The sequence below is a fragment of the Burkholderia sp. B10 genome, from assembly GCF_004368385.1.
Taxonomy (GTDB): Bacteria; Pseudomonadota; Gammaproteobacteria; order Burkholderiales; family Burkholderiaceae; genus Burkholderia; species Burkholderia vietnamiensis.
The window spans coordinates 1-19,647 of the sequence record NZ_PQMX01000054.1 but is presented as its reverse complement, the minus strand read 5'-3'; the positions used below and the strand labels follow the sequence as shown (position 1 = coordinate 19,647).

The window sequence follows — 19,647 nt, the reverse complement described above, 5'->3', positions numbered from 1 at the left end:
AAAAGGCCCTCACGGGCCTTTTCCTTGACGCAACCTGCAACCACCACTCACCGCGTCAACGCCGTAAACCCCTCCAGCAACCGCTCGACATCCGCGGCCTCGATCGCGCCCATCGTCGAGATGCGGAACAGCTCCTTCGACAACCCGCCTTGCCCGGCATAGATGACGAACCCGCGCGCCTTCAACCCGTCGTGCAGCGCTTCATACGCCACGCCCTGCGGCAACCGGTACGCACGCAACACGACCGACGATTCACCTTCGGGCAACACCAGCGGCATCCCTCGTGCGGCGAGCCCGGCCTGGACCTGATCGGCGAGCGCCTTGTAACGCGCATGCCGCGCGCGCCAGCCGCCGGCTTCGTCGAACTCGCGCAACGCTTCGACGAGCGCGTAATACGCATGCACCGAAGGCGTAAACGGCGTATTGCGCTGATCCTGCAGCTTCGCCAGCCGGCCGAGATCGAGATAGTAAGTCCGGCTCGCGGCCTTCGTGAGCGCGCTGCGACGCACGATCACGAATGCGGCACCGGGCACGCCGTGCAGGCACTTGTTGGCGGTCGCGGCAACGGCATCGATCACGCCGCCGCCGAAGTCGATCGCTTCGGCGCCGAAGCTGCTCACGCCATCGACGAGCATCTTCACGCCGCGCGCACGGCACACGTCGGCGATCGCACCGAGATCGTTCAACCGGCCCGTCGTCGTCTCATGATGAATCACCGCGACGTGCGAATAGCCGCCCGCGTCGAGCCGCGCGGCGACTTCCGCGACATCGGGCGCCTGCATCCATTCGTGCTTCAGCACGTCGTGCGCGATTCCGTACTGCGTCGCGATCTGCGTGATGCGCTCGCCATATACGCCGTTCTCGATCACGAGCAGCTTGCCGTCCTGCGGCACGAGCGCCGCGATCATGCTTTCGACGGCGGCGGTGCCCGAGCCGGTCATCAGCACGGCGGCCCATTCGGCCGGATCGAGCTCATACGCGGCGACGAGTCGCGCGCGCGCCTCGTCCTGCAGATCGAAGAATTCGCTTTCGCGATGGCACAGATCCGGTTGCAGCAGGCTGCGGCGCACGCGTTCGCTGAGCGTGACCGGGCCGGGATTGAGCAGCAGCATCAATGGGCTCCTTCAACGTGGGCTTCGGTCCGTGCGGCGCCGATATGCCGCATCAGGCGCGTCTTCACTTCGACCGGCGTGACGGTCGGGCGGGGCAGCCCGTCGGGCACACCGGTGCGGATCGCGACCCGTACGAACTGTGTGCCGTCGGCCTGCGCCGCGAGCGTCGCATCGAGCACGTCGAGCGTGTCGCCCTCGACGGCCGACGCGTAACCGCACGCGGCAGCCACGCCCGCGAACGACACATGCTGCGAGACGGTCGCCTGACCGCCCGTCGATTCGTGCGCGCCGTTGTCGAGCAGCACGTGCGTGAGGTTCGACGGCCCATAGGTGCCGAGCGTCGCGAACACGCCCATGCGCATCAGCGCGGCGCCGTCGCCGTCGACGGCCACCACGCGCAGGTCCGGGCGCGCGAGCGCAAGACCGAGCGCGAGCGGCGTCACGCAGCCCATCGAGCCGACCATGTACAGCTGGTTCGGCCGATCGTCGATCGCATACAGCTCGCGGCCGCAGAAGCCGGTCGACGCGAGCACGACGGTCGAATCGACCGGCGTATGCGCGATCACGCGCTGCAATGCGTCGTGGCGCGTCGGCCACGCGGCCGGCGATGCGGCGCGCGCGCCCGACTGCGCGGCGACGTGCGCGCGCGGCGCGGCCGCCGGGTTCGCCTTCAACTCATACGACGCGACGCTGCCTTTCTGCATCACGAGCGCGTACGGACGGCCCGTCGCGTCCATGTGCGCGACCGCGCGGTCGAGCGCCGGGCCGACCTGTTCGGGGTCGGTCGGGAACGTTTCCCACGGGATCTCCATGGTGTCGAGCATCGCCGGCGTGATCGGCCCCATCAGCGCATGCTGCGGCTCGTCGGGCACGCCCGGCTGGCCGCGCCACGTGACGATCAGCAGCTGCGGCAGCCGGAACGTCCACGTCAACGACGTGAGCGGGCTCACGGCGTTGCCGAGGCCCGAGTTCTGCATCATTGCGATGCCGCGCTTGCCGCCGAGCGTCGCGCCGGCGATCAGTGCGACCGCGTCGCCTTCGTTGGCCGCCGACAGGTAATGCAGCGTCGGATCCTGCAGCACGTAGTTGATGAACGGCGTCAGGTAGGAGCACGGCACGCCCGCGTACCAGTCGAACCCGCGCTCGCGCGCGGCCTCGACGAACTGCGCCGCTTCGATCATTGCGCGCCTCCGTTGGCGGTGCCCGGCTCCGACAGCGGCGTCTGGCCGTGCGCGAAGTCGCCCGCGCGACGGAAGTCTTCGAGATCGTTGACGCCGCGCCAGTGGCCGTGCACGTACTGCACTTCGATCTTCTCGCCGGCGGCGATCAGCTCGTTGAGCAGCGACGGGATGTCGAGCGTGTCGAAGTCGGCGCGCGCCTGCAGCGTTGCGAGCATCGCCTTCAGCCGCTCGACGCCCGCGCCGCGCACGTTCAGCAAGCCGATCCAGCGGCCGTGCGGCGCGCCGGCGGCAACGTCGCTCGACACGCGTTGCAGATACGTCTTCTGGCCGAACAGCCCGCGATCGTCGGCCGCCGAGCACAGCGCGAAGTCGCGCACGCTCTGGTTGGTTTCGGTCAGCGACGAATCGACGACGACGCTGAACTCCGCCTCGCTCTCCGCGAGGTCGCGCAGGATGTAGCTGCGGAACAGCAGGTCGCCGTACGAGATCACGGTGTCGCCGGTCAGGCGTTCGGCCGCGCATGCGAGCGACGCGAGCTCGCCCGTCTGTGCATGGCGCTCGTTCACGACCAGCTTGATGCCCGACGTGTCGATCGCGTCGGCGCGATAGCCGCCGACCACGGTGATGTCGTTCACGCCATGCTTCTTGAAGCCGTCGACGAGCCAGCGCAGCAGCGGCTTGCCGGCGACCGGCAGCATGACCTTGGGCTTGTCCTCGGTGACGGCCTCGAGCCCCTTGCCGCGGCTCGCGGCGAGCACGATCGCGGCGTTCGACGCACGCGACGACGACGACAGGTAGATGCGCTCGGCCGCCGAGTATTCGTCGGCGTCCTGCAGGCGGAAGATCTCGTTGACCGACGCGACGCGGTCCTCGACGTTGATCAGCGTTTCGTTCTCGTGGATCTCGCGTGCGACGGCCTGCATCGCGGAGGCCGACGCGCGGATCAGATGGTTCGCCCAGATCACGGTGCTGATGCCGGCCTGGCGGAACACGTCGGTCGGCGTGCTGTAGTACTTGGTCGGCACGATCACGAGCGGGGCCTTGCCGCTCCATTCGCGCGCGAACTGCAGAATCTCGTCGGGGCGCGACAGCTTGCTGTGGATCAGGATCGCGTCGGCGCCGGCTTCGGCATACGCGTTCGCGCGGCGCAGCGCCTCGTCCATCCCCCAGCCGGCGATCAGCGCCTCGACGCGCGCGACGATCGAGAAGTCGGGGTCGCTCTGCGAATCCTTGCCGGCCTTGATCTTGCCGCAGAATTCTTCGATCTCGGCGAGCGGCTGGCGTTCGCCGTCGATGAAGCTGTTGGTCTTCGGGAACTGCTTGTCCTCGATGCACACGCCGGCGATGCCGCGCTGCTCGAGCTTCTTCACGAGGCGGCGCACGTTGTTGAAGTTGCCGTAGCCGGTGTCGCCGTCGAGCAGGATCGGCAAGTCGCTCGCATCGGCCATGAACTCGAGCACGTCGACGACCTGGGTCCAGCTCGCTTCGTTGTTGTCGCGCACGCCGAATTGCGCGGAGATCGCGAGGCCCGACGCCCAGATTCCCCTGAAGCCGGCTTCGCGCACGATCCGCGCCGACAGGCCGTTGTGCGCTTCCATCAGGAACTCGAGCTGGTCGCTGACCAGCATGCGGCGCAGGCGCGCGCTGCGCGATTCGGAGAAGTTGGGTTCGCGTGCGTTCATCGTGCGGCTCCTGCGGTCGTGCGTTGGATCAGGGGAAGGATGTCTTGGGTCGCGCGTGCGACGTCGTTCGGGAAGTCGATCTCGATCCACGGCATGCCGGTGACGTCGGCGACGTCGAACGAATGGCCGCCCTCGAGCAGCAGATCGCGGACGGCTTCCTCGTGCGGCAGGTTCGCGCGGCCGCTGTCGACGTAGCCGGCGACGATCGTCGCGAGGCGGCGCGCGGTGGCCTCGGTGAAGCGGAAGAAGCCGACCGATTCGCCGATCGTGTCGTAGTCGAGATCGACTGCGAGCTGTTTGCGCAGTTCCACCGGCACGCCGTTCTTCAGGCACAGCTTGACGGGCTCGTCGCCGGCCTCGAAGTCGCGATCGATCAGCAGGCGATCGACCGGGCGGTCCGCGTTCGCCACCAGCGCGTGCAGGATGTTCTCGTCGTACAGCACGTCGGCGTCCATCAGCAGCACGTCGCCGCCGCGCGTCATCGCGTCGGCGACGGTGTGCACGGTCAGCACGCTGCCGAGGTCGTAGCGCTCGTTCAGCACGATCTCGGCGCTGCGGCCGAGGCGCTTCAATTCCTGCTCGACCTTCGCGGCCTGGAAGCCGAGCCCGAGCACGATTTCATCGACGCCCGCGGCGTCGAGCACGCGCAGATGGCGCTCGAGCAGCGACACGTCGTCGAAGCGCAGCAGGCATTTCGGAAATTGCGCCTCGGGTGGTTGTTGCAGGCGCAAGCCGAGGCCTGCCGCAAGAATGATGGCTCGCATGGGTTCTCCAACCAAAAAGCCGGCGATCTGAACGATCAGTCGGCGAGCGGCTGCGGCGCATGGCGCCGTTGCCAGTTTCTTTCACTGAAATGCAGATAGAGCAGGCCGGGCAGGCCGAGCGCGAGTTCGCGCGCGCGCTTTGCGAGCGACAGCGCGAGCGCCGCGTCGGGCGGCAGTCCGACCAGCGGCGCGAGCAGCAGGTAACCGCCTTCCTGCGCGCCGAGCGAGCCGGGGATCGCGAACGCGGCGCCGCGGATCGCCTGGCCGACGCTCTCGAGCAGCAGCGCGTCGAGCCAGCTGACCGGGTGGCCGAGGAAGTGCAGCGCGAGCCACACCTCGGCGGTGCCGACGATCCAGCCGACGAGGCTTAGTGCGAAGGTCTTCGCGACCTTCGCGCGATCGCGGTACAGCGCGCCGACCGCATGGTCGATCGCGTCGGCGCGCGTCGCGAGCGACGACCAGTCGCGGGGGCCGAGCAGCTTCGACGCGAGACGCATGCCGCGGCCGAACAGCCCGCGCCGCTGCGCCGCGTAGAACGCGACGGCGAGCGCGCCGAGCACGCCGGTGGCGATCAGCGCCGGCGTGCGCAGGTGCGTGACCGATTCGTGCGTCGCATACGCGCTGAACGCGGCGATGCCGATCAACGCGAACGCCATCTGCGCGAGCGCCTGCATCGTCGTGCTGACGGTGACCGTGGCGGCCGCGTCGGCCATCCGCGTGCCGCGCTGCGCGAGGTAGCGCACCATCAGCACGGGGCCGCCGATCTGACCGGCCGGCAGCAGGCTGTTCACCGACTCGCCGACCCAGCGCGCGCGCAGCGCGTTGCCGAGCGCGGCGCCGGGCTGGCCGCGGCGGAACATCGCCGATATCGCCAGCGCGTCGATCACAAGCGGCACGACGTGGAACGCCGCGACGAGCGCGAGGCCCCAGCCGGCCGCGAGGAACGTCGACGCGACGGCGCCGACGCCTTGCCACGCGAGCAGCGCGACGAACAATGCCGTTCCGACGGACAGCAGGATCAGGCCAGCGCGTGTCATAACCCGGTCGCGCGTCGCGTCGCCAGCTGCTTGAACACCTGGCGGAAGCCGAAATAGGCGATCGCGTCCTTCATGTTCGAGACGAAGCGCTTCCACGGCCGCATGCCGGGATTGGTCACGTATTCGAACGTGAGGGACACGCGCATCTCGTTCTGGCCGAGCGGGGTGACGCGATGGCGCAGCTTGTCGCCGTCGAACAGCACGATGCCGCCGTCGGCGATCTGCACGGAGCCCGCTTCGTCGGGCACGTCCGGGTTGCGGGTGTGCAGTTCGTAGTCAAGCCGGCACGTCGAATCGTCGATCACGCCGAACAGCAGCGTGTAGCGGCGGCCGTCGTAGTACGACGTGTCGTAGTGCCAGCCGATGTGGTCGCCCGGCTTCGTGTAGTAGTACAGCGCGTAAGCGTGCGGATCGTCGTCCGGCGACAGCATCAGCTTGTCGCCGGTGATTTTCTCGAGGAAGCCGATCAGCGCCTTCGAGCGGTACAGCTCGGCGATGTACGGCGCCTGTTCGTCGATCGTGTGCCGGCTCACGCTGCCGCCCTGCTTGTGGCCGGGCAGGTAATTGCGGTTCAGGCCGGCCTGCATCGCGCGTGCGGCGGCCGCGAGTTTCGCGTGCGCGTCGGGCGGCAGGAAGCTGTCCAGATACAGGAACGATCCCTGGCGCGTGTAGTCGCCGCGCAGGCGATCGACGTCGAGACGGCCGACGCAGTCGGCCACGGTGCGATCGGGATCGGCTGCCGCCGCGCGCGCAGGCGCGGGGCGTGCCGGGCTCAGCACGGAGTCGTCGCGCGTGCTAGAAGTCATTTGGAAGCCTGGATTTCAGTTTGATTTTGAGTGCCGCCCGGCCGGTCGCTGCGTGCGCGGCCGCTCGACGGGGACATGAAGACCTGCGGCGCGGCGTTCGATTGCGCGGCGCCGTCGCGGCGCACGACGCGCCACCAGTCGATCACGACCCATGCGGCGAACAGCGGCGCGCCGATCGACGCCGCGAGCAGGAACGGCTGCACGCCGTCGACGAGCGTGACGAGCGGCAGCAGGTAGAGGACGTCTTCGGTCTCGAAGCCGCCCGCGAATGCCTGTTTGGTGCCTGCCTTGCCGGCGATCGATTCGATCCGCATCCGCAGGAAGAAGATCAGCGCGACGGCCGCGCCGGCCGCGGCGCCCAGCAGCACCGGCGACGCGATCATCTGGCCGCCCTGTGCGACGACGCCGACGCCCATGCTGACGAACAGCGCGACCGTGACGAGCGCATCGGCGGCGAGGTCGTAAAAGTGACCGATCTTGCTCGACTTGCCGCTGATGCGGGCGAGCTCGCCATCGGTATGGTCGACGAAGTTGGACAGCACGATCAGCAGCGCGCCGGCGTTGATCCAGCCGAAGCCGCCTTGCGCGAGGCACCACGCGCCCGCGACGCCGATCAGCAGGCGCAGGGTGGTGAGGTGGTTGGGGGTAACGGGCGTGTCGATCAGCGGTCGGACGAGCGCGCGCGCGAGCCGCGCATCCCAGGTACGGGGCAGGGGGGGCTCGGAACGGTTGGCGGTTTTTCTTTGGTCCATCGGCGAAATATATACGGAATTGTAATTTGTTGCTTTTCCTTGGACCAATGTCCTGACATGTGCCTGTGTTACGGAGTATTCCGGGTGTTGGCAAGTTGTAATCCGGGCCCGTGAATTGGCGTTCCCGCCTTCGGATCGTACCGGTTCCAGCGGGGTTCGCCGCGCGCCGCCGTCAAGGGCCGGCGGGCCGCGCAGCGGCGCTCGGCGCGGATCCGCGCGGGCGTGCGGCTTTGATCTCGGTCACGGGTCGAGACGGGGCGCCGCGCGACAATTCGCAGCAGCGATTCGCGAAGCGCTCGGCGTGCGCGGATTGCCCGGTTGCCGACGCCGGATCCGGACGGTTTTCGCTCGGTCGACGTTCAGCATTTCGTAAGCTGTCCGGGCGAGAATGGCCGTTTTCTTTCGAATTGCTTTCTGTCGCATTCGGTCAAATTACGACCGACTGACACAGAAGTGCCGTTCGATATCAGGCGCATCCGGCAAGAATCTTTTTCATTCGGGCTGACATTTCGCGACGACGGCGTCTGCGATACTCGGACCGTGCCCGTGGTGCCGGGCCGCCCTCGCGGCCCCAAGGGCTTCGCGTCGCTCAGGAGACACCCCCCGCGACGTCAACGACAGACCAGAAGCTTCAGATATATAGCCATGTCTTCTTCACGCATCCTTGCTCCCGCTTTGCGTTCGCTCGTCCGCACCGCCGACGAAGCCGCCGCGATGATCCGTCCCGGCATGACCGTCGCGATGAGCGGCTTCACCGGCTCCGGCTATCCGAAGGCCGTGCCGGCCGCGCTCGCCGCGCACATCGAGGCGGCCCACGCCCGCGGCGAAACGTTCCGGATCAACGTGCTGACGGGCGCGTCGACCGCGCCTGAACTCGACGGCGCGCTCGCCCGCACCGACGGCATCTCGATGCGTCTGCCGTACCAGTCCGACCCGACGCTGCGCGACAAGATCAACAACGGCGAAGTCGATTACCAGGACGTCCACCTGAGCCACGTCGCTCAGTACGCATGGTTCGGCCTGTACGGCGATCTCGACGTCGCGATCGTCGAAGTCGCGGGCATCCGCGAGGACGGCCTGCTGATTCCGTCCGCGTCGATCGGCAACAACAAGACGTGGCTGGAGCAAGCCAAGCACGTGATCCTCGAAGTCAACTCGCGCCAGCCGCTCGGCCTGGACGGGATGCACGACGTCTATTACGGCACCGCGCTGCCGCCGCACCGCAAGCCGATTCCGCTCACGAAGAGCGACGACCGCATCGGCGAACCGTACCTGCGCTGCCCGGCCGAGAAGATCGTCGCGATCGTCGAAACCGACGCGCCCGATCGCAGCAACGCGTTCTCCGCACCGGACGCCACGTCGAAGCAGATCGCGACGCAACTGATCGACTTCCTGCGTCATGAAGTGAAGCGCGGCCGGCTGCCGGAAAACCTGCTGCCGCTGCAGTCGGGCGTCGGCAACATCACCAACGCGGTGCTCGCCGAACTGAGCACGGCCGGCTTCTCGAACCTCACCGCGTACACCGAGGTGATCCAGGACGGCATGCTCGACCTGCTCGACGACGGCACGCTGAGCTTCGCGTCGGCCACCGCGCTGTCGCTGAGCCCGCCGGCCGTGCAGCGTTTCGCCGACGAAATCGCGACGTTCCGCGAAAAGATCCTGCTGCGTCCGCAGGAGATCAGCAACCATCCGGAACTCGTGCGCCGCCTCGGCTGCATCGCGATGAACGGGATGATCGAAGCCGACATCTACGGCAACGTGAACTCGACGCACGTGATGGGCACGAAGATCCAGAACGGCATCGGCGGCTCGGGCGACTTCGCGCGCAACGGCTATCTGTCGTGCTTTATGTCGGCCAGTACCGCGAAGGGCGGCGCGATCTCGCGGATCGTGCCGATGGCGAGCCACGTCGATCATACCGAGCACGACGTCGCGGTGGTCGTCACCGAGCAGGGCCTCGCCGATCTGCGCGGCCTGTCGCCGAAGCAGCGCGCGCGCAAGATCATCGCGAACTGCGCGCACCCGGATTACCGGCCGATGCTCGAGGACTACTTCGAGCGCGCGTCGCGCGAGAGCTTCGGCAAGCACACGCCGCATCTGCTCGCCGAGTCGCTGTCGTGGCACGAGCGCTTCGTGCGCACCGGCTCGATGAAGGTCTGAGCCTGACCGGCGCGGAGTGGGGCGTGCGCCGCGCGTGCGCCCCCGCCGCGCCGTTAATTTGTCGCTGCCGCGCTGCATGCGCGGCGGGCGGCTCCAATCACGCCGCAACCCCCGCGGCGGCACGCACGCGTCGCGCTTGTATCGGAACGGTCGAGCGACTATCTTGCGGCTTCAAGTTCACTCGAGGCCAAGCATGAATCGTCTGGATATCGCCGAGGTCGCGCGCCGCTCGGGGCTCCCCGCCTCGACGCTGCGCTACTACGAGGAAAAGGGCTTGATCGTGCCGAGCGGACGGCATGGGCTGCGGCGTCAGTACGACGCGTCGGTGCTGGAGCGTCTCGCATTGATCGCGCTCGGCCGGGAAGCCGGTTTCTCGCTCGATGACATGCTGGCGATGTTCGGCGCGGACGGCCGACCGGCGATCGACCGCGCGACGCTCGAGCGCAAGGCCGACGAACTCGACCGTACGATCCGCCGCCTCGGCTCGGTGCGCGACGCGCTGCGACATGCAGCCGCCTGTCCGGCGCCGAGCCATCTCGAATGTCCGTCGTTTCGCAAGCTGCTGCGCATCGCCGCGCATCGCGCCCCGGCGCGCCGGACGAAACCGGATAGCCCTTGACGAGCCAGAACGGGCTAGAACGCCGTACGGCCCGTCATCCCGCGTGATACACGCGGCATTCCATCTCGCGTCCTCGCACGACCCGCTTGCCGGCGAGCGCGCCGAGCGTCCCGGTGACGACGGTGCGCAACTGTTCGCGCTGCGTTGCATCGTAGAAATAGAGCGCGACCCAATCGGCGGTCGCGGACGGCTCCTGCGCGCGGGCAGGGCACGCGGCCAGGGCGGTGAAATGCCAGCCGCCCTTCGTCATGTGCATCACGGGCGGCGACACGCTGACGTCCGCGTTCAGGCGGCGCGGCACGAGGGTCGGCAGCATGCCGGCGGCCGCCTTGTTGCGGTACAGGCGATCGATATACAGCAGCAGTTCGACCGGCGGCTCGGTGCCGAGGCCGGCGTCGCGCGCATGGCCTTGCCAGCGTCGGCGGCGGCTCAACACGTCGTCGAGCGCGGCGCGGATGCCGGCCGCACGCCGCGGGCCGACGCCCGCGATCGCTTCGAGCTGGCCGCTGCGCGCGGCGCGCTCCAGCTCCTCGAGCGTATCGATCTGCAACTGGTCGTGAATGCGCAGCGCGAGCCCGTGGCCGATGCCCGGCACGGCCTCGAACGCGGACACGCGCTCGGCGTCGCCGCGCAACCGGTCGAGCAGACGCCAGCGGCCGCTCACCAGCAGTTCGGCGATCGCCTGCGCGACGCCTGCGCCGACTGCCGGCAGCGCGCCCAGCGCATCCACGCCGCCCGCGTCGAACCGCGCGCGCAGCGCTTCGTCGAGCGATTCGATCGTATCGGCGGACGCGCGGTAGGCGGCCACCCGATACGGATTCGCTCCCTGGTCGGCAAGCAACTGCGCGGCCTCGCGCAGATGGTCGGCGATCTGCCGGTTTTCCTCGTCGGTGTGGCTGATGGTCGTTTCCATGGCGCGGGACCGGGGCAAGCGCAAACGGGATGGACGCGGCGCGCAATGCGCCGCAGCACGCTTCATTTCAGCACATTGTCGCGGCCCGTGACGGATGGAAATTGACGCGCATCAACGGCGAACGTTGCGGGCGTGCGGCAGCCCACACGCGCGCGTTCGCACCGGTGTGCGGCGCGTCGCGCGTGGCCGCTTATGCGTCGAGGAACGACTGCGCGCCTTCCGCCTGCGCGGCCGTGCGCAACGTCGCGAGCGCGCGCTTCTCGATCTGCCGCACGCGCTCGCGCGACATTCCGGCGTCCTGCGCAATGGCGTCGTAGGTGTCGGGCTCGGCGCCCCCGAGGCCGAACCGGCGACGCAGCACGTCGGCCTCGGTCGGCGTGACCGAGCGCAGCAGCGAGCTCACGCATTCCCGCATGCGCGTGTTCGCCAGCCGTTCGAACGGGCTCGCCGAGGTCTGGTCCTCGATCAGGTCGACGAGGCCGGTTTCCGCGTCCGGCAGCGGCGTATCGAGCGACAGCGGCTCGGCAGGCAGCGCGAGCAACGCGCGCAGCTTGTCCTCGGCGAGGCCGGTGTCGGCGGCGAGCTCCGCCGGCGTCGCGCGGCGGCCGTGGCGCTGGCGAAAGCGCAGCGCATGCCGCTGCACGCGCTGCGACTGGTCGCCGACGTGCACCGGCACGCGGATCGTGCGCGAGCGGTCGGCCACCGCGCGCGCGACCGCCTGCCGAATCCACCAGGTCGCGTAGGTCGAGAACTTGAAGCCGCGCCGGTATTCGAACTTCTCGATCGCGCGCATCAGGCCGAGGCAGCCGTCCTGCACGAGGTCGGGCAGATCGACGCCGCGATTCACGTACTTGCGCGCGATCGACAGCACGAGCCGCAGGTTCGCTTCCAGCATCGCGCGCGTGCCGTCGCCCAGTTTCTGCTGGCCGTCGCGCAGCGCGGCGCCGAGCGCGCGCCGCGCGGGCGCATCGAAGCACGCCGCGTCGGTGCCGGCATCGCCGGCCGCGTTGGCGGGCGCGCGCGCCAGTGCATCGACGACGCGGCTCGCGTCGTCGACGGCCGGGACGGCCCAGCCAAGCTCGCCGAGCAGCGCGGCCACGCGGTTGCGCGCGTCGCGGTATTCGGCCGAACGGCAGCCCTGCGCGTGCAGCGCGCCGCGCAGCGTCGCGAGCGCGTCGCGCAACGCGTCCCGGCGTGCGAATGCCCGCGCGCGCGATTCGTCGTTCGGCGTGTCGTCGTCTTCGTCGCCGGCCGCGTCCGTCGCGCTCGCCGCGCCGTGGCGCGCCAGCAGCGCATCGACCGCCGGCGGGTAGCCGGCGAGCGCGTGCAGGATCTGATGGCGGCCCGTTTCGATTTCGCGCGCGAGCACGATTTCATCCTCGCGCTTGAGCAGCGGCACCGCATGGATACGACGCATGTAGAGCGCCATCGGATCGGTGGACGCACTCGCGCCGCGGGCGAGGTCGCCGAGCAGCGCGCGGCTCTCGTCGAGCGTGTCTCGATCGACGTCGACCGGCGTCGTGCCGACGAACGGCGCGGGCGCGGCCGGCTCGTCGAGCACGTCGATGCCGATGTCCGCGAGCGCGGCGCGCACGACTTCCAGGGCATCGGCGCTGTCGCTGTCGGGCGGCAGCGCGTCGACGAGGTCGGCGTGCGTCAGATATCCCTGCTCGCCGGCGCGCGCGAGCAGCTGGATGATCGGATCGAGGGGCGTGTCCGCCCGAAGCGTGGGGCGTGGCAGGGTCATGTCGATAGCGGCGTGAGCCGCGCTCCTGTATGGGCGGGCCGAAGGTCCGCGGGTTTCAGGTCGCCGGGGGCCGCGAACGCCCGTCCGCGCCGGCCAGCCTGACTCGATATCCAACGTGAGGGCGATCGCGCCAACTTCAATGTCGGCGCGGCAGACGCGCAAGCAGGCGGCGTGCCTGTGGGGCCGCATCGGCCCGATTCATGCGGCGAAACAAAAAGTCACCGATCAAACCCGCAGAAATATGCAGGGGACGTAAGCTAGATACAGGCGCGCGCCGCGCGGCGGCGCGCCGATTTCGTCCGGAGCATTCGATGATTTCCCTTTCCGCTGCGAAGCGACCCGCGCTGGCGTTGGTCATGCTCGCGCTGAGTGGTTGCTATTACACGGGGCCGTACGGTTATGCACCGTATTACGCACCGGCGCCCGCACTGCTGTCGCAGCGCGAGCTTCTCGTCGCGCCGGCGAGCGGGGCGTCCGCGGCTGCACCGGCGCCGACTCCAGCCCCCGCTCGGGCGCCGGCTCGGGCCCAAGCCCAGGTTCCGGCTCCAGCTCCAGCTCCAGCCGAGCCGCCGCCTGATTACACCTACGCGCCGCCCCCCGTTTATGTCGCACCGGCCTACGTGCCGTATCCGGTCTATTACCCCGCGTACTATCCGGCGTACTACCCCGGCTGGTACGGGCCGCCGATCTCGATCGGCTTCGGTTTCCGCGGATACTGGGGCGGCGGCGGGCACTGGGGCGGCGGACACCACGGCGGCCATCGACACTGAAGGACGCGCGGCTGCACCGCGCGGGAGAGCACCATGAGCAAAACGATGATTCGAAGTCTGTGCGTCGTCCTGTTCGGCATCGCCGCGGCGCCGGGCATCGCCGCCGCGCAAAGCAGCGCCTACACGAACTCGGTCGCGGCGCTCTATGCCGGGCCGGCACCCGACTATCCGGTGGTCGCTCAGCTTCCGCCGGGCACCGCGGTGGACGTGTTCGGCTGCCTGAGCGACTACTCGTGGTGCGACGTCGCGCTGCCTGGCGTGCGTGGCTGGATCGACGCGGAGCAGCTCGACTATCCATACCAGGGCTACTACGTGCCGCTGATCGAATACGGCGCGATCGTCGGCGTACCGGTCACCGGGTTCGCGATCGGCGCGTACTGGGACCGCTATTACCGCAAGCGCCCGTGGTTCCACGATCGCGATCGCTGGGAGCATCGCGCCGAGCCGCGCATCGGTCCGGGAGGGCTCCCGCCGGGACAGGGACACCCGCAGCCGGGCGGCCCGATCCAGCGCGCGCCCGGCGGCGCTCCGCCGGCGCAGCGCGATACGCGGCCGTCGGCCACGCGCGGCGGCTGGGGTGGACCGAACCGCATGCCGGCCCCACAGGCGATGCCCCAGGCGGCGCCGGTACCGCACGCGGCGCCGCAACCGGGCCCGGCAGCCGCACCGCACGCGGCGCCGCAACCCGGGCCGGCGCCCGGTTCAGCCGTCGTGCGCCCGGCGCCCGGGCCGGGCGGCGGGCCGCGCATGCTGCCGCCGCAGGGAAACCCAGGCGGCGGCGGTTACGGCGGCCGGTCGCAAGGTGGCGGAAATGCCGGCGGCGGCCACGGCGGCGGCGTCGGCAACGACGAGTTTCGCCGCTGACACGCGGCGCCCGCGTTGCCGCGGGACGAAAAAAAGCCGCTCCGAAGAGCGGCTTGGGCAGCTTGCCGATCCGGCCGGCGGGCTGCGGGTGGGGCTCGGGTAGAGGCCGGGAACGAGCCCGTCTCCGGCCCGTTCCCGGCCTCTAAGGCGACGGTCAGTCGTCGAGCAGCGACAGGTCGCGAACCGCGCCCTTGTCCGCCGACATCACGAGCTTCGCATAGGCCTTCAGCGCCGCCGACACCTTGCGCGGACGCGGCTGCGCCGGCTTCCAGCCCTTCGCGTTCTGCTCTTCGCGGCGGCGCGCGAGTTCTTCATCCGACACAAGCACGTCGATCGTGCGGTTCGGGATGTCGATGCGAATGCGGTCGCCGTCGCGCACGAGGCCGATCGCGCCGCCCGCGGCCGCCTCCGGCGAGCAATGGCCGATCGACAGACCTGACGTGCCGCCCGAGAAGCGGCCATCGGTCAGCAGCGCGCATGCCTTGCCGAGCCCCTTCGACTTGATGTAGCTCGTCGGGTACAGCATTTCCTGCATGCCGGGGCCGCCCTTCGGGCCTTCGTAGCGCACGATCACCACGTCGCCGGCTTTGACCTTGTCGTTCAGGATGTTCTCGACCGCTTCGTCCTGCGACTCGGTCACGTGCGCGGAACCCTCGAACACGAGAATGCTCTCGTCGACGCCGGCCGTCTTCACCACGCAGCCGTCGAGCGCGATGTTGCCGGTCAGCACGGCGAGGCCGCCTTCCTTCGAGAACGCGTGCTCGTACGAGCGGATGCAGCCCTCGGCGCGGTCGAGGTCGAGGCTGGGCCAGCGCGTGTCCTGGCTGAACGCGACCTGCGTCGGGACCCCGGCCGGGCCGGCCAGGTAGAACTTGCGCACCGCTTCGTCCTGCGTACGGACGATGTCCCACTGGTCGAGTGCATCTTTCAGCGTCGGCGCGTGGACCGTCGGCACGTCGGTGTGCAGCCGGCCCGCACGGTCGAGCTCGCCGAGGATCGCCATGATGCCGCCCGCGCGATGGACGTCTTCGATGTGGTACTTGTTCGTGTTCGGCGCGACCTTGCACAGCTGCGGCACGACGCGCGACAGGCGGTCGATGTCCCTCATCGTGAAGTCGATGCCGGCTTCGCGCGCGATCGCGAGCAGGTGCAGGATCGTGTTGGTCGAGCCGCCCATCGCGATGTCGAGCGTCATCGCGTTCTCGAACGCGTTGAAGCCGACCGAGCGCGGCAGCACGCGCACGTCGTCCTGTTCGTAGTACTGGCGGGTCAGCTCGACGATCCGGCGGCCGGCGCGCTTGAACAGCTGCTCGCGATCGGCGTGCGTCGCGACCACCGTGCCGTTGCCGGGCAGCGACAGGCCGAGCGCTTCGGTCAGGCAGTTCATCGAGTTCGCGGTGAACATGCCCGAGCACGAACCGCAGGTCGGGCAGGCGGAGCGTTCGACTTCGGCGACGTCGGCGTCGGAGTACGACTGGTCGGCTGCGATCACCATCGCGTCGACGAGGTCGAGCTTCTTCAGCTCGATGGTCTTGGTGACCGGGTTCGCGAGGCGCGTCTTGCCGGCTTCCATCGGCCCGCCCGACACGAAGATCACCGGGATGTTCAGGCGCATCGCGGCCATCAGCATCCCCGGTGTGATCTTGTCGCAGTTCGAGATGCAGACCATTGCGTCCGCGCAGTGCGCGTTCACCATGTACTCGACCGAGTCGGCGATGATGTCGCGGCTCGGCAGCGAGTACAGCATCCCGTCGTGGCCCATCGCGATGCCGTCGTCGACGGCGATCGTGTTGAATTCCTTCGCGACGCCGCCGGCAGCCTCGATCTCGCGCGCGACCAGCTGGCCGAGATCCTTCAGGTGGACGTGCCCGGGCACGAATTGCGTGAACGAATTGACGACCGCGATGATCGGCTTCGAGAAATCGTCGTCTTTCATGCCGGTGGCGCGCCACAGCGAGCGCGCGCCCGCCATGTTGCGGCCGGCGGTGGAGGTTTTGGAGCGGTATGTGGGCATTGTGATGGCTGAAGAAATATCGCGGAAAAGGGTGGAGGCACGGGAATAAAGGCCTCTCTCGCGCCCGTGCGAACAACCTCTTGAGCTGCGCCCTGGGCAAACGGGGCAATTATCCCACAGCCGCCGGGCGTGCGCCGGCGGTCGGAGCGGGCGGTGGGACGCGGGGTTTGGCCATTCAATAGGCGATGAGCGGCCGCGGGCCGCGGCGCGCAGGGCAGGCCGTGTAGGCCGGCCCGCACCGCCACGCCTCACTCGACCAGCGCGAGAATCTCGTCGTACAGCGCCCGCGGAATCCGCACGCCGTGCGCGATGCTGCGCGCACGGGCGTCGAAGCGCCGCTGCGACGGCAGTCGCGCCCCTTGCGCGGTGATCGCGTCGAACAGCCGTTCGCCGCGCGCGAGACCCGCGTCGAGGTCGTCGCCGAGGAACACCTTCGGGTCGAACGCGACCACGAGCTCGCCGTGGCACGGCGTGGCGCCGACGCCGCCGTCGAACGCCAGCGACTCCTGACTCGTCAGGTCGCCGATCAGCGCGCCGCCGAGCAGCTCGACCATCGCCGCGAGCGCCGAGCCCTTGTGCCCGCCGAACGTGCGCATCGCGCCCCGCAGGGCGGCGTGCGGATCGGTGGTCGGCCGGCCGTCGGCGTCGATCGCCCAGTGCGGCGGGATCGCGTCGCCCCGTTTAGCGTGCAGCTCGATGTCGCCGCGCGCGATCGCGCTGGTCGCGAAGTCGAACACGAACGGCAGTCCGCCCGGGCGCGGCCAAGCGAACGCGATCGGATTCGTGCCGAACACCGGTTCGCGGCCGCCTTCCGGCGCGACCCAGCTGTGGCTCGGGTTCATCGCGATGCCGGCCAGCCCCTCGGCGGCGATCGCTTCGACCTCGGGCCACAGCGCCGAGAAGTGGTAGCAGTTGTTGATCGCCATCGCCGCGATGCCGTGTTGCTTCGCCATCCCGACGAGCACCGGCAGCCCCGTCTTGAAGCTCAGCAGCGAGAAGCCGCGATGCGCGTCGAGCGCGACGATCGACGACGACAGGCGTCGCAGCGTCGGCACGGCGCGTGGATCGACCTTGCCTTTCTTCAGCGTGCGCACGCATACGAGCAGCCGATACACGCCGTGCGAGTGGCACTCGTCGCGCTGGCCCTGCGTGATGACGTCGGCGATCGCATGCGCGTGCGCAAGCGACATCCCGTGGTGTATCAGCACCCGCAGCGCGAGTGCATGGACGTCGTCGAGCGCCAGCACGACGTCGGCGCGCGGCTCAGACATCGCGCGCTGCCCGCGGCGCCGGCACGCCGTCGATGCGTTGCGGCACGTTCAGCGGGTTGCCGTCGCGGAGCGCGTCGGGCAGCAGTGCGTCGGGCACGTCCTGGTACGACACCGGCCGCAGGAACCGCTCGATCGCGCGCGCGCCGACCGACGTGGTGCGCGTGTCGGACGTCGCCGGGAACGGGCCGCCGTGCACCATCGCGTGGCCGACCTCGACGCCCGTGCCGAAGCCGTTGACCAGAATGCGGCCGGCCTTGCGCTCGAGCGTCGGGCGCAGCGCGGCGAACAGCGGCGCGTCGTCGTGGGCGATGTGCGCGGCGATCGTCAACTGGCCTTCGAGCGACTTCAGCACGCGATGCAGCGTATCGGCGTCCGGGCAGCGCACGATCAGCGACGCGGGGCCGAACACTTCGTTGCGCAATTCGGGGTGCGCGACGAACGCGTCGGCCGACGTCGCGAACAGCGCGGCGCGCGCCTGATAGCGGCCGCCTTCGGCGCCTTCGGCAAGCAGCTCGACCGCGCCGTGCGCGCGCTGTGCGATCACGCCGCGCGTGTAGCTCGCATGCATGTGCGGCGTCAGCATCGTCTGCGCCGCGCTCGCCTGGATAGCGGTGACCGCCGCGCCCTCGAACGCACGCAAGGCCGGGCCGTCGATCGCGAGCACCAGGCCGGGGTTCGTGCAGAACTGGCCGGCGCCGAGCGTGAGCGACGCGACGAACTGCGCCGCGATCGCATCGTGGCGTTCGGCGAGCGCGGCCGGGCACAGCAGCACCGGGTTGATCGAGCTCATTTCCGCATAGACGGGAATCGGCTCGTGGCGCACGGCCGCGATGTGCATCAGCGCGACGCCGCCGCCGCGCGAGCCGGTAAAGCCGACCGCCTTGATGCGCGCGTCGGCGACGAGCGCCTGACCGATCTCGCGCGACGCGTCGAACAGCAGCGAGAACACGCCGGCCGGCAGCGTGCAGTCGCGCACGGCCTGCTGGATCGCGCGGCCGACGAGCTCGGACGTGCCCGGATGCGCCGAGTGCGCCTTGACGATCACCGGGCAGCCGGCGGCCAGCGCCGACGCGGTGTCGCCGCCCGCCACCGAGAACGCGAGCGGGAAGTTCGACGCGCCGAACACGGCCACCGGGCCGATCGCGACGTTGCGTAGCCGTAGGTCCACGCGCGGCAGCGGCTTGCGCTCGGGGCGCGCGGGGTCGATGCGCGCATCGATGTAAGCGCCGTCACGCAGCAGCGCCGCGAACAGCGCGAGCTGGCCGACCGTGCGGCCGCGCTCGCCTTCGATGCGCGCGCGCGGCAGCCCGGTTTCGACGACGCAGCGTTCGATCAGCTCGTCGCCGAGCGCGACGATGTTGCGGCCGATCGCCTCGAGAAACGCGGCGCGTTGCTCGGGATGCGTGTCGCGATAGGTGTCGAAGGCGGCGTCGGCGAGCGCACAGGCCGTGTCGAGGTCGTGCGGGCTCGCGCCGCCGAATGCGGGCGCGAGCGGCTCGCCGGTCGCGGCGGCGATCGCGTGAAAGGTGCCGTTCCGTCCGGCGACGGCCGTCTGGCCGATCAGGAGCTGGCCTGTGAGTTGCATGGGGTTCCTTGGAAAATGCGGCGCCGCGCGCACTGCGTGCGGCCGGAGTGGGAAGGGGCGGATAGAAGCGGAAAGCGGGGCGTCAGCCTTCGTCGTCGTCGAGCTGCAGCTCGTCGGCACGGATGCCGGTGCGGGCGCCCCAGTAATGGAGGACGAGCGCGACGGCCGCGACGACCGCCGTGTCGTACGGATGCGCGAGCCGGCCGATGCCGCCGAAGCCGCCGCGGATCGGGACAACGGGACGGGCGGATGGGCGTTGCGTTGCGCTGGCATGGGTGCGTCTCCTGGGATGTATCGGGGCCGGGGCCGGGGCCGGTGCGGGTGGCGGCCGGTCCGGACGAGCGGCGGGGGCGCCGGCCAGTCATGCGCC

Annotated in this window: 16 protein-coding genes; 4 read left to right on the top strand and 12 right to left on the bottom strand. The window is 69.6% G+C overall.

All coding sequences use genetic code 11. From position 1 onward, the window contains the following. Positions 1-47: 47 nt before the first annotated feature. Genes C3Y15_RS23130 through C3Y15_RS23100 form a run of 7 tightly spaced genes read right to left on the bottom strand, consistent with a single transcriptional unit; the run spans position 48 to position 7,334 of the window. Positions 48-1,112: a 2-aminoethylphosphonate aminotransferase gene (locus C3Y15_RS23130; RefSeq protein ID WP_059475218.1), complete on the bottom strand. Its 1,065-nt coding sequence runs from the start codon at positions 1,110-1,112 to the stop codon at positions 48-50. Next, positions 1,112-2,293, bottom strand: coding sequence for a phosphonopyruvate decarboxylase (gene aepY / locus C3Y15_RS23125; RefSeq protein WP_069246515.1), 1,182 nt, complete (start codon positions 2,291-2,293; stop codon positions 1,112-1,114). The genes C3Y15_RS23130 and aepY overlap by 1 nt, the downstream gene beginning before the upstream one ends. Continuing rightward, complete coding sequence (gene aepX, locus C3Y15_RS23120; RefSeq protein ID WP_059559461.1) at positions 2,290-3,975, bottom strand: phosphoenolpyruvate mutase; 1,686 nt, start codon at positions 3,973-3,975, stop codon at positions 2,290-2,292. The genes aepY and aepX overlap by 4 nt, the downstream gene beginning before the upstream one ends. Further along, positions 3,972-4,739, bottom strand: coding sequence for a phosphocholine cytidylyltransferase family protein (locus C3Y15_RS23115; protein ID WP_011881976.1), 768 nt, complete (start codon positions 4,737-4,739; stop codon positions 3,972-3,974). The genes aepX and C3Y15_RS23115 overlap by 4 nt, the downstream gene beginning before the upstream one ends. Positions 4,740-4,774: 35 nt before the next feature. Then, positions 4,775-5,776, bottom strand: coding sequence for an HpnL family protein (locus C3Y15_RS23110; RefSeq protein WP_011881977.1), 1,002 nt, complete (start codon positions 5,774-5,776; stop codon positions 4,775-4,777). Beyond that, positions 5,773-6,582: a 2OG-Fe(II) oxygenase gene (locus C3Y15_RS23105; RefSeq protein ID WP_069246514.1), complete on the bottom strand. Its 810-nt coding sequence runs from the start codon at positions 6,580-6,582 to the stop codon at positions 5,773-5,775. Before C3Y15_RS23105 ends, C3Y15_RS23110 begins: the two co-directional genes overlap by 4 nt. Next, a complete protein-coding gene (locus C3Y15_RS23100) occupies positions 6,579-7,334 on the bottom strand; it encodes a CDP-alcohol phosphatidyltransferase family protein (RefSeq protein WP_011881979.1) in 756 nt (251 codons plus the stop codon). Before C3Y15_RS23100 ends, C3Y15_RS23105 begins: the two co-directional genes overlap by 4 nt. 645 nt (positions 7,335-7,979) lie before the next feature. On the opposite strand from C3Y15_RS23100, the gene C3Y15_RS23095 reads away from it, so the two are divergent. Together C3Y15_RS23095 and C3Y15_RS23090 are read left to right on the top strand one after the other, a co-directional pair. Next, the gene (locus C3Y15_RS23095) at positions 7,980-9,494 is read left to right on the top strand and encodes an acetyl-CoA hydrolase/transferase family protein (RefSeq protein ID WP_011881980.1); all 1,515 of its coding nucleotides are present in this window, start codon (positions 7,980-7,982) and stop codon (positions 9,492-9,494) included. A gap of 193 nt (positions 9,495-9,687) precedes the next feature. Next, entirely contained in the window at positions 9,688-10,113 is a 426-nt protein-coding gene (locus tag C3Y15_RS23090; protein WP_011881981.1) for a helix-turn-helix domain-containing protein, read from the top strand. A 34-nt stretch (positions 10,114-10,147) separates the two neighbouring features. Here the strand turns inward: C3Y15_RS23090 and C3Y15_RS23085 are convergent, their stop codons facing one another. Together C3Y15_RS23085 and C3Y15_RS23080 are read right to left on the bottom strand one after the other, a co-directional pair. Further along, complete coding sequence (locus C3Y15_RS23085) at positions 10,148-11,026, bottom strand: helix-hairpin-helix domain-containing protein (protein WP_011881982.1); 879 nt, start codon at positions 11,024-11,026, stop codon at positions 10,148-10,150. 190 nt (positions 11,027-11,216) lie between these two features. Next, entirely contained in the window at positions 11,217-12,773 is a 1,557-nt protein-coding gene (locus C3Y15_RS23080; protein WP_059464050.1) for a sigma-70 family RNA polymerase sigma factor, read from the bottom strand. A gap of 311 nt (positions 12,774-13,084) precedes the next feature. Here C3Y15_RS23080 and C3Y15_RS23075 point away from each other — a divergent pair, with 311 nt between their 5' ends. Next, positions 13,085-13,543, top strand: coding sequence for a hypothetical protein (locus C3Y15_RS23075; RefSeq protein WP_069240112.1), 459 nt, complete (start codon positions 13,085-13,087; stop codon positions 13,541-13,543). A 33-nt stretch (positions 13,544-13,576) separates the two neighbouring features. Further along, positions 13,577-14,407 carry an SH3 domain-containing protein gene (locus tag C3Y15_RS23070; RefSeq protein ID WP_069240113.1) on the top strand — a complete coding sequence of 277 codons (831 nt, stop codon included), beginning with the start codon at positions 13,577-13,579 and terminating at the stop codon, positions 14,405-14,407. Positions 14,408-14,561: 154 nt separating this feature from the next. On the opposite strand, the gene ilvD is transcribed toward C3Y15_RS23070, so the two are convergent. From ilvD to C3Y15_RS23055, 3 genes are all read right to left on the bottom strand, one after another. Next, a complete protein-coding gene (gene ilvD / locus C3Y15_RS23065) occupies positions 14,562-16,421 on the bottom strand; it encodes a dihydroxy-acid dehydratase (protein WP_069224586.1) in 1,860 nt (619 codons plus the stop codon). A gap of 248 nt (positions 16,422-16,669) precedes the next feature. Beyond that, positions 16,670-17,692 carry an Ldh family oxidoreductase gene (locus tag C3Y15_RS23060; RefSeq protein WP_034193846.1) on the bottom strand — a complete coding sequence of 341 codons (1,023 nt, stop codon included), beginning with the start codon at positions 17,690-17,692 and terminating at the stop codon, positions 16,670-16,672. After that, a complete protein-coding gene (locus C3Y15_RS23055) occupies positions 17,685-19,277 on the bottom strand; it encodes an aldehyde dehydrogenase (NADP(+)) (RefSeq protein ID WP_059897351.1) in 1,593 nt (530 codons plus the stop codon). The genes C3Y15_RS23060 and C3Y15_RS23055 overlap by 8 nt, the downstream gene beginning before the upstream one ends. Between the last annotated feature and the right edge of the window lie 370 nt (positions 19,278-19,647).